The sequence below is a fragment of the Marinobacter sp. genome (assembly GCF_041984545.1).
Taxonomy (GTDB): Bacteria; Pseudomonadota; Gammaproteobacteria; order Pseudomonadales; family Oleiphilaceae; genus Marinobacter.
Genome location: NZ_JBHIXV010000016.1, coordinates 81,667 through 90,924, shown reverse-complemented (window position 1 = coordinate 90,924; position 9,258 = coordinate 81,667). Strand labels below are relative to the sequence as shown.

Annotated in this window: 9 protein-coding genes and 1 tRNA gene; 6 read left to right on the top strand and 4 right to left on the bottom strand. The window is 58.7% G+C overall.

Going from position 1 to position 9,258, the window contains the following annotated elements; genetic code table 11:
- Positions 1-40: 40 nt before the first annotated feature.
- Both ACFC20_RS09735 and gltX read right to left on the bottom strand, forming a co-directional pair.
- Positions 41-116 (bottom strand) — tRNA-Ala (locus tag ACFC20_RS09735).
- Between the two features lie 116 nt (positions 117-232).
- Positions 233-1,714 (bottom strand): glutamate--tRNA ligase, encoded by a 1,482-nt coding sequence (gene gltX, locus ACFC20_RS09730; protein ID WP_375192828.1) that lies wholly within the window; start codon positions 1,712-1,714, stop codon positions 233-235.
- Positions 1,715-1,837: 123 nt separating this feature from the next.
- Here gltX and ACFC20_RS09725 point away from each other — a divergent pair, with 123 nt between their 5' ends.
- Positions 1,838-2,848 (top strand): zinc ABC transporter substrate-binding protein, encoded by a 1,011-nt coding sequence (locus tag ACFC20_RS09725; protein WP_375192827.1) that lies wholly within the window; start codon positions 1,838-1,840, stop codon positions 2,846-2,848.
- Here ACFC20_RS09725 and ACFC20_RS09720 read toward each other — a convergent pair.
- The gene (locus ACFC20_RS09720) at positions 2,801-3,715 is read right to left on the bottom strand and encodes an AEC family transporter (RefSeq protein WP_375192826.1); all 915 of its coding nucleotides are present in this window, start codon (positions 3,713-3,715) and stop codon (positions 2,801-2,803) included. The two genes, ACFC20_RS09725 and ACFC20_RS09720, sit on opposite strands and share 48 nt — an antisense overlap.
- Before the next feature lie 229 nt (positions 3,716-3,944).
- On the opposite strand from ACFC20_RS09720, the gene ACFC20_RS09715 reads away from it, so the two are divergent.
- Positions 3,945-4,688: a substrate-binding periplasmic protein gene (locus ACFC20_RS09715; RefSeq protein WP_375192825.1), complete on the top strand. Its 744-nt coding sequence runs from the start codon at positions 3,945-3,947 to the stop codon at positions 4,686-4,688.
- A gap of 60 nt (positions 4,689-4,748) precedes the next feature.
- On the opposite strand, the gene ACFC20_RS09710 is transcribed toward ACFC20_RS09715, so the two are convergent.
- Positions 4,749-5,564, bottom strand: a complete 816-nt coding sequence (locus tag ACFC20_RS09710) for an SDR family oxidoreductase (protein WP_375192824.1) — start codon at positions 5,562-5,564, stop codon at positions 4,749-4,751.
- A gap of 202 nt (positions 5,565-5,766) precedes the next feature.
- Here ACFC20_RS09710 and ACFC20_RS09705 point away from each other — a divergent pair, with 202 nt between their 5' ends.
- From ACFC20_RS09705 to dusA, 4 genes are all read left to right on the top strand, one after another.
- The gene (locus ACFC20_RS09705) at positions 5,767-6,231 is read left to right on the top strand and encodes an acyl-CoA thioesterase (RefSeq protein WP_375192823.1); all 465 of its coding nucleotides are present in this window, start codon (positions 5,767-5,769) and stop codon (positions 6,229-6,231) included.
- Positions 6,232-6,328: 97 nt separating this feature from the next.
- Entirely contained in the window at positions 6,329-6,955 is a 627-nt protein-coding gene (locus ACFC20_RS09700; protein ID WP_375192822.1) for an HPP family protein, read from the top strand.
- A 27-nt stretch (positions 6,956-6,982) separates the two neighbouring features.
- Complete coding sequence (locus ACFC20_RS09695; protein WP_375192821.1) at positions 6,983-8,008, top strand: NAD(P)H-dependent flavin oxidoreductase; 1,026 nt, start codon at positions 6,983-6,985, stop codon at positions 8,006-8,008.
- A 147-nt stretch (positions 8,009-8,155) separates the two neighbouring features.
- A complete protein-coding gene (gene dusA, locus ACFC20_RS09690) occupies positions 8,156-9,187 on the top strand; it encodes a tRNA dihydrouridine(20/20a) synthase DusA (protein ID WP_375192820.1) in 1,032 nt (343 codons plus the stop codon).
- Positions 9,188-9,258 lie beyond the last annotated feature (71 nt).

Here is a 9,258-nt window from a genome sequence, read left to right as displayed (position 1 = left end):
GGGCGGAGTCCTAGGCCACTAGACGAAGGGGACTAGAAATTGGTGGAGCCAAGCGGGATCGAACCGCTGACCTCAACACTGCCAGTGTTGCGCTCTCCCAGCTGAGCTATGGCCCCTCAACGGCTGCGTATATTAAGGATACGCCCTATGGGCGTCAACCTTTTGAACACACTTTTTTTCAGTTTTCTGAACGTCCCTGTCCAGATCGATTACTTCTTCGCCAAACCGGTTATTACGCGCCCAGTGCGGCGTATTCTTTTTCCACTTTCTTGGTTTCCTTCTTGGAGAACCCGCCCATCACCTCCAGTGCGTGCCGCAGCCGCGAGCGGGTCATGTCGGGTCCAAGCAAAGCCATGGAGTCCATCACCGACCAGGAGTTGGGCGTTCCGGCAATGGCCACGAAGATGGCGAACATGAAATCCCCCATCTTCAGATCCATGGCCTTGGCCAGCGCCTTGATGTCGGCAAAGATGGTGTCCTTGCTCCAGTGGCGCTGGGCCTCCAGCCTCCAGAGAGTGAACTGCAACACCCGCTTGATCTGGGCTTCTTCCAGTTTGTTATGGGCAAAATCCTCAGGCTTGAGGTTGAGCATGCCGGAGAACATGAACTGGGCCATGGGTGCCACATCCGAGAACACTTCCGCCCTGCCCTTGATGTGCGGCACCAGGGCACGGAGGGCGTCTTCATTGAACCACCACTGGCGCATGCGCTCGATGAACTGCTCTTCGCTCAATTCGTCACGCAGCCACTGGCCGTTCAGCCAGCGAAGCTTCTCGACATCAAACACCGGGCCGCCCAGGGAAACACGCTGAATGTCGAAGTTCTCGATCATTTCATCCAGGGTGAACTTTTCCCGTTCGTCGGGCATGGACCAGCCCATCCGGCCCAGATAGTTGGTGACCGCCTCCGGCAGGAAGCCCATCCGCTCGTAGAAGTTGATGCTGGTGGGATTCTTGCGCTTGGACAGCTTGCTCTTGTCCGGATTGCGCAGCAGCGGCAAATGGCACAGAACCGGCATATCCCAGCCAAAATACTGGTACAGGAGCTTGTGCTTGGGGGCCGAGTTGATCCACTCCTCACCCCTCAGCACGTGGGTAATGCCCATGAGGTGGTCGTCGACCACATTGGCCAGGTGATAGGTCGGCATGCCGTCAGACTTGAGCAGGATCTGGCAATCCACCTGCGCCCAATCAATCTCGATGGTGCCACGAAGCATGTCTTCAATTTCGCAGACACCCTCATCCGGCACCTTCATCCGGATCACATAGGCCTCACCTGCATCCAGACGACGCTTCACCTCTTCTTCCGGCAACTCGAGATCGCCCTTGATACCAGGGTTGAGCCCCTGGGCCTTGCGTTCCTCACGAATGGCCTCCAGCTCTTCCGGTGTCCGGAAGCAATAGAAGGCATGGCCAGCCGTTACCAGGTCTTCGGCATACTGGCGGTAAGAATGCTTGCGTTCTGACTGGCGATAGGGGCCGTAGGGTCCACCGACATCGGGACCTTCGTCCCAGTTCAGGCCCAGCCAGCGCAACGCCTTCAAAATATCCTGCTCGGATTCCGCGGTGCTCCGGGCCTGATCGGTATCTTCAATCCGCAGGATAAACTGCCCGCCGTGCTGTCGGGCAAAACAGAGATTAAACAGGGCCACGTAGGCGGTACCAACGTGAGGATCACCGGTGGGTGACGGAGCAATTCGGGTACGTACAGTCATGAAACCTTCCTGAAATCAGTGGCCGTTAAAAGGCCCGCATTATACCGGCCATCGACCACTTTCGCATGACCCTCATTGTTGTTATATTATAACATTACTTTTCAGACACAGGACTCAGTGCCCATGCGCGTTTCCCCCAAAGCCATCGCCCCGGCGCTCGCCGCTCTGGCGTTCAGCACCGCCTCCCAGGCAGCCGTTCAGATCGTCGCCTCCATCAAACCGGTTGAACTGATCGTTCGTGCCGTGGCCACGGACGACATGCAGTCCACCACCCTGGTACCACCCGGCTCAAGCCCGCACACCTACAGCATGAAGCCGTCCGAGCGTCGGGCACTTGAGGAAGCGGAGGTGATCTTCTGGGTGGGGCCGGAAATGGAAACGTTCCTGAGTCGACTGGTTTCGGGGCAGGAGTTCCGGCACCGGACTGTTGCCCTCATGGCCCGGGACCAAGCGAATACTGGGGACGACGGACACGGGCACGACGACCACGACAACACCCACCGAGAGCACGTGGAGCACGCTGATGATGACGATCACGGTCACGATGCGCCGGCACACGACGACGGCCACAACCACGGTGACGGCGAAGATCCGCACATCTGGCTTGATCCGGAACTGGCCATTGAGATGGCACAGACCATCCACCAGACCCTGTCAGCGCTTGAAGGCGTGGACACTCGTGCGCTGGACAGGAACCTGGCGCGTTTCACGGACAGCGTGAGGGAAATGGACGAAACCATCCGCAGGCAGTTGGCACCCGCCCACAACATCAGCCTGTTTGCCTATCACGATGCATTCACCCGGTTCGCCGGGCATTACGATCTGCAGCTGGACGGCGTCCTCACCCTCAATCCAGAGCTTTCTCCCGGCGCACGCCATATCGCCGGGGTGCAGGACAAGCTGCGCAAGGCTAACCATCCCTGCCTGCTTACCGAGCCTCAGTTCAACCGCCAATGGTGGCGTTCGATCACCCAGGGCCTGAATGTCACCTTCAGCACCTGGGACCCCCTGGCCACCGACGTGGCGGTGTCACCGGACGGCTACAACCAGTTCCAGCAAAGCATCGTCGACGCCGTACTCAAGTGCCTACCAGAGAATACTCAACATCAGAGGAATGGAGGCAATGGCCAGTAAGGTCTGGCCGCTGATGATGCCCGCCATCAGGGGGGCATCGCCTCCCAGCTGGCGCGCCAGGATATACGCCGAGGTGGCCGTAGGCAGCGCCGCCAGAAGCACCGCGACCTGAACCATCAGGCCGTCGAGCCCCAACATCCAGGCCAGCCCGGCCGTCATGAGCGGGAACGCCACCAGCTTCAACATCGAGGACACGATAAAGGGCATGGAAGCACCGCGAAGCGCCTTCACCTGCAGCCCGGCCCCAACCGTCATCAGCCCCATGGGCAATGCCAGGTTGCTCAGGGGTTCCAGAATGCCGGCGAGTAGCGGATGGAAACCGAACTCAAAGAAACTCCAGACAACTCCCACCACAGAACCCACGATCAGGGGGTTGGTGACGATAGCCCGAAGCACTGGCCCAAGCCGAACCGGACCATCCGTCGCCACCAGAGAAAACATCAGAATGCACAGCAGGTTAAGCAGCGGCACCATGATGGCCACTGCAATGGCGGTGAGAGAGAGCCCCTGATCGCCCAGCAGCATACCCCCGGCCGCCAGCCCCACGTAGGAATTGAACCTGATCGCACCTTGATAAACTGACGAGAACACAGGCCCCTGCCAGCGCCAGATCCACTGGGCTGCCGCCAGTACCAGCGTCATGGCCAGGAGCATGGCACCTATCAGCACGGCAATGTCGCCATAGGCAGACACCGGCAATCTCGCTTGGCCCAGCTTGAACACCAGCATGGCCGGAAAGAGCACGTAATAGGTGAAGCGCTCCGCCTGGGGCCAGAAATCGCCTCCCGGAAAATCCAGACGCCGGAACAGGTGCCCCAACATGATCAGGACAAACACCGGCAACAGGGCCTGGACCATCAGTGGCATCGCTACTACTCCAATCAGGGGAACGAGGCGCCAGTCTACTCGCAGGCGGTTTCAGCTTCTATACGCCCTCTGTGGAAGCCTACGTCGCCTCGACTATCTGCCGTCAGAAAACATGATGAAAATCCAGTTACTCAAAAATATCGACCGAAGGGAATTTCCTCCGTAGCCTGGTTTCACGGAGTTTACATGTCACTCTTCATGGCCTTTGGTGCGGGGAGTTATAACAACAATGAGCCCGAAAGCTCTAATCATTGTCGGATTCGTGGTACTCCTCACTCTACCAACGCTTGCAAGGCCCTCTGATCACCGCCGCCCTGACTCCGTGCGCATTGCTGTTATCGACAACGTCCCAAGCACATCTGCGGCGATACGGATACTCAATGAAGCCTATGAAACGCTTGGTATTCGCATGGACGCCGTGACAACGCCTTCCAGAAGAGCGTTGTTCATGGCCAATAAAGGTCAACTGGACGGCGATCTGTTCCGAATCGGCTCTGTGGCTGCCCAGTATCCTGATTTGATCAGGGTGGAATTTCCACTTTTAAGAGGCAAGCTGCGTGCTGTGGCGCGGGATCACCGACTGTCAATACTGCCAGCGAACCAAGACGCCGATCACTGGACAGTTGCCGTTCGTAGAGGTGTACTGATCGCTGAACAGGCGGCCGAGGCTCTGAGCCTGAACGTTATGCTCGCAGAAACTTACGATCAGCTTTTCCATCTGCTCGAGTCGGGCCGCGTTGACCTGGCTTTCGTTGCAGATATTGAAGGCATCACGCCGCTTGCCGAGCGCAAATGGCAAAAGCTCAACATCCTGCCTGATGCAGTTGCAAAGTTCACGCTCCATCATTATCTCCACAAGCGTCACCAGGGCCTCGCCGAAGAACTGGCGCAAACCCTGAAAGAATTGGAGCACTCGGGAATAAGGCAGAACATTCTGGCATCGTTTCGGCAACCACAGTCCGGCCCGGATTGACCGCCACCCTATCGGCACCCCAAGTGCCCGGTTACTTTGTCAGGGTCCCTGTCCGCGACTTCAGCGCTTGACCAGAAAATCGGCCAGCCGGCGGGTGAGGCATCCGGGCAGAAGCTTGTTGGTGAACCACAACCCCCGCGCCCGCTTACCGGGAATGATCAGGAATCTGCGCCGGTCAATGCCCCGTCGAATCTGTGCTACGGCATACTCCAGCGGCAACGTTCCCGCCATAAGCTTCAGCGCCTCCGTCTGTCGCGGCCGGCTTTTCCGCTCCTCGACCACAAGCGGCGTCTCCACTTCCGGCGGACAGACCACAGACACATCAATACCTTTCGCCGCCAGTTCAATACGCAGTACTTCCGCCAGCCCTACCACTCCGTATTTGGAAGCACAGTAGGCCGAGTATCCGTAACACCCCACCAGCCCCGCCATGGACGCCACGAAGACAAGATGGGAGCCCGCGTTCATGTGAGGCAGCACCGCAGCCGCCACATGGCGGGAGCCCAGCAGATTGATGTTGATCAGCCTGGTGTAAGCATCATCGCCGATCTCATCAAATGGCGCGGCCATGCAGATACCCGCACAGTGGATGACCACATCCGGCGCAGCTTCCGCTGCGGCCTGATCAAACACTTCCCGAACCGACGCCGCGTCACTGACATCGAGTACGAAGGCACGCACCGGGATCGCACCGGAGAGGGCGGAAAGCTCGGTAACGGCAGCTTCTGTGGACTGGATATCAAACAGTGTAACGGCGCAGCCAGCGCGCACATAAACCTTTGCCAGCTGAAAGCCGATGCCGCTGGCACCGCCGGTGATATAGATTCGTGCATTGTTTCTAGAGGCCTGGCTTGAGCTTGGTTCAGGACGTGACACGTGGATACCTCGGTTTCTGGATTATCCTGAAATATTACTCACTTTCCGCATTCCAGCCTTTGTCTGCCGTGACCAGCACCCGCTATCCGACGGTCAATAGCTGTCACCAACGCCTCATAAACTTCTCTCAATCGCCTGACCATGGCAACGCCACACTCGTGTTACTCTCAGGATGTTCCGATACCGGTTAGAGATATTTGCCATGAGCCATCCGCAAAATGACGTCTTCAGATTCCGCTTCCGCGTGCGCTACGGCGAATGCGACGCCCAGGGCGTTGTCTTCAACGCACGCTATGGCGACTTTGTGGACATCGCCGTGAACGAATACATTCGGGTACTGTTCGGGGATTACCAGCGCCTGCTGGATCAGGACCTGGACTTCCAGGTGGTGAGTTTTACCGTGAACTGGAAAGCACCTGCCCGGTTTGATGATGTTCTGGAAGCCCGGATACGAACAGGGAGGATCGGGAACACCTCGTTCACCCTGCACCTGGAGTTCTACCGGTACAGTGACGGCCAGTTCATCGCGGATTCCTCTATCACCGACGTGATGATCCGGCCTTCGAGCATGTCCAAGCTGCCCGTTCCGGATCATATCCGGGCCCGGCTCGAGGAGGGCGCGCCCGGCGTGCTGATCAGCCACGCTGGCGAGGACGGACCGCCCTGAATCGTTTAGGGTTATCGAAAATACCGGTTTGCCTTGATTTTACTCATTGATTAGGATCGCCCGCCTTTCTCTGCACCAAATCAGGGCACAATCGGTTATGGGATTACGGAACGAGCAACTGCGCTGGCAACTGGTCCGGGGCCTGGTCCGGACTTTACATCTTGAGCGATTGGCAAGTCGCTACAGCCGAACCACGGTGATGGCTGCATTCAATCTGATCAACGGTAGCCTCAGCATAGCGCTGGTCTCCTTCGTCGCGCTGATCACACAGGAAGCCTTTATCTTTCCGTCCCTGGGCGCTACGGCCTTTATCCTGTTCTATGTTCCTCTTGCCCAGCCGGCGTCACCAAGAAACACACTGTGCGGCCACCTAATCGGGGCGTTGGCGGGGCTACTGAGCCTTTACCTGTTTGGCCTGCAGCACCACCCTTCGGCCTTTGTCACCGGCGTCGATCTGGCGCGAGTGGGCGCCGCATCACTTTCATTGGGACTGACGGGGTGCCTGATGGTGCTGCTTCGCGTGGCTCACCCGCCTGCCGGCGCGACGGCACTGATTGTGTCCCTGGGGCTGATGCCTGACCCGGCCCAACTGCCCATACTGATGGCCGGCGTTGGTTTGCTTCTTGTTCACGCCTTTATAATGAATCGGCTTGCCGGCCTACCGTATCCGGTCTGGTCGACCCGCAGCGCCGGCAACGACCATGTGGCTGCCGCGAAGATTTGATGCCAGGGTCAACTTGAGGGAGAGATCATGAGCAATTTTTTCGGAACAGAACTGCCAATTATCCAGGCGCCTATGGCAGGAGTTCAGGACTACAGGCTGGCCGCTGCAGTCTCAAACGCAGGTGGCTTGGGCTCTTTCCCTTGTGCCATGCTGGGCCCGGATGCCCTGCGCGCTGAACTCGAGACATTAAAGGCAGCCACCGGACGCCCGTTCAACCTAAATTTCTTCGCCCACACGCCCCCAGTCGAGAATGAAACACGTGAACAGAATTGGCGCCGGGCCCTGGAACCTTTCTATCAGGAATTCGGTATCAATTCTGATTCCATCAGTTCCGGGCCAGGGCGAATGCCCTTCAACCTTGAATCGGCCGCCATTGTGGAGGAATTCCGCCCAGCGGTTGTGAGTTTCCATTTCGGCCTGCCAGAACCCTCTCTGCTGGAGCGTGTCCGCGGAACGGGCGCCAAGGTTCTGTCCACAGCGACCACCGTTGAAGAAGCCATCTGGCTCGAGCAACACGGTGTCGACGCCATCATTGCCCAGGGCCTTGAGGCCGGTGGCCATAGGGGTATTTTCCTGAGCACGGACATGACTACCCAAATGGGTACGTTTGCCCTGCTGCCCCAGGTCGTCGCCAAGGTGAAAATCTCGGTAATTGCCGCCGGCGGTATTGCCGATGCCCGGGGAGTAAAAGCCGCTCTGGATCTCGGCGCTGTCGCCGCCCAGGTGGGTACCGCCTTTCTGTTGTGTCGCGAGGCAACCACCAGGCCAGTGCACAGAGAAGCACTGAAAAGCCCGAATGCCCGGCATACTGCTGTTACCAATGTGTTCTCGGGAGGCCCGGCGCGGGGCATTGTAAACCGTGTGGTCCGGGAGCTTGGCCCGATTTCCCGAGAGGCTCCCCCATTTCCTCTCGCCACAGGCGCAGTCGCACCACTACGGGCGGCAGCCGAGGCGGCGGGCTCAGGCGATTTTTCACCACTCTGGTGCGGGCAGAACGCATCGGGCTGCCACGAAGGGTCGGCCGCCGAGCTTCTTGAAAGGCTAGCGCCCTGACAGATGAAACCGCAGTGGCGAACTAAAGCCTCACCCGGGCTTCGCCAAAGCCCTACGGAAATCAGCCGGCCAACCCTGTTAAACTAGGTCGGTTTCAGCTGCGTAATAGCCGGCTTTGCCCGCAATTCAGTCGATCAGGTAACCGAAATGTCTGTCATATCATCACCTTCCGCCACAACAAACGAATCCGGCCTTTCCCGCCGCTTCTGCGTGGCCCCGATGATGGACTGGACCACCAGCCACTATCGCTACCTGGCCAGGCAGCTGAGTCGACACACGCTCCTGTACACCGAGATGGTCACCACCGGCGCCCTCATTCATGGCGACACGGCGCGCTTTCTTCGCCACGACGAAGCCGAGTACCCGCTCGCGCTTCAGCTGGGTGGCAGCGATGCCGGTGAGCTGGCCCATTGCGCAAAGCTGGCCCGGGACTACGGGTTTGATGAGGTAAACCTGAACGTGGGTTGCCCGAGCGATCGCGTGCAGAACAACATGATTGGCGCCTGCCTGATGGGCCATCCCGACAAGGTCGCGGAGGGGGTACGGGCGATGATCGAGGCCACAGACCTCCCGGTAACGGTCAAGCACCGCATTGGCATCGACGGGCGGGAATCCTGGGACGACCTCTGCGAGTTCGTGGAGAAAGTGGCCGCCGCCGGTTGCAGAACCTTTATCGTACATGCCCGGATTGCCATTCTTGAGGGCCTGAGCCCAAAGGAAAATCGCGAAGTTCCGCCACTCAAGTACGACTGGGTATATCGGCTCAAGACGACCTACCCCGAGCTTGAGATCATCATTAATGGCGGCATCAAGACCTTTGACGAGTGCCACGAGCATCTGCGTTACACCGACGGGGTGATGCTCGGGCGTGAGGCTTACCATAATCCCTGGCTGCTGGCCGGTGTGGACCCGGAGTTCTTTGGCACCGACGCGCCGGTGCGCACCAGACACGAAGCACTGCGGGCCACGCTGCCGTTCATCCAGAGTGAACTGGAGCGGGGCGTTTACCTTACCCATATGTCCCGACACCTGCTCGGGCTGTTCCACGGCCAACCCGGAGGCCGCCAGTTCCGACGTTACATCAGCGAAAACGCCCACAAGTCCGGCGCTGGCCTCGAAGTCATCGAAACAGCGCTCGATAAAGTGCGCGAACCTGACGCCGAGATTGCCGAAGCGTAACCGGCGTCAATCACCGCCATACCTTTTGTTGTCTTGTTCCTGTCAGGGCGGCCCGTTATTGTAGGCGTATA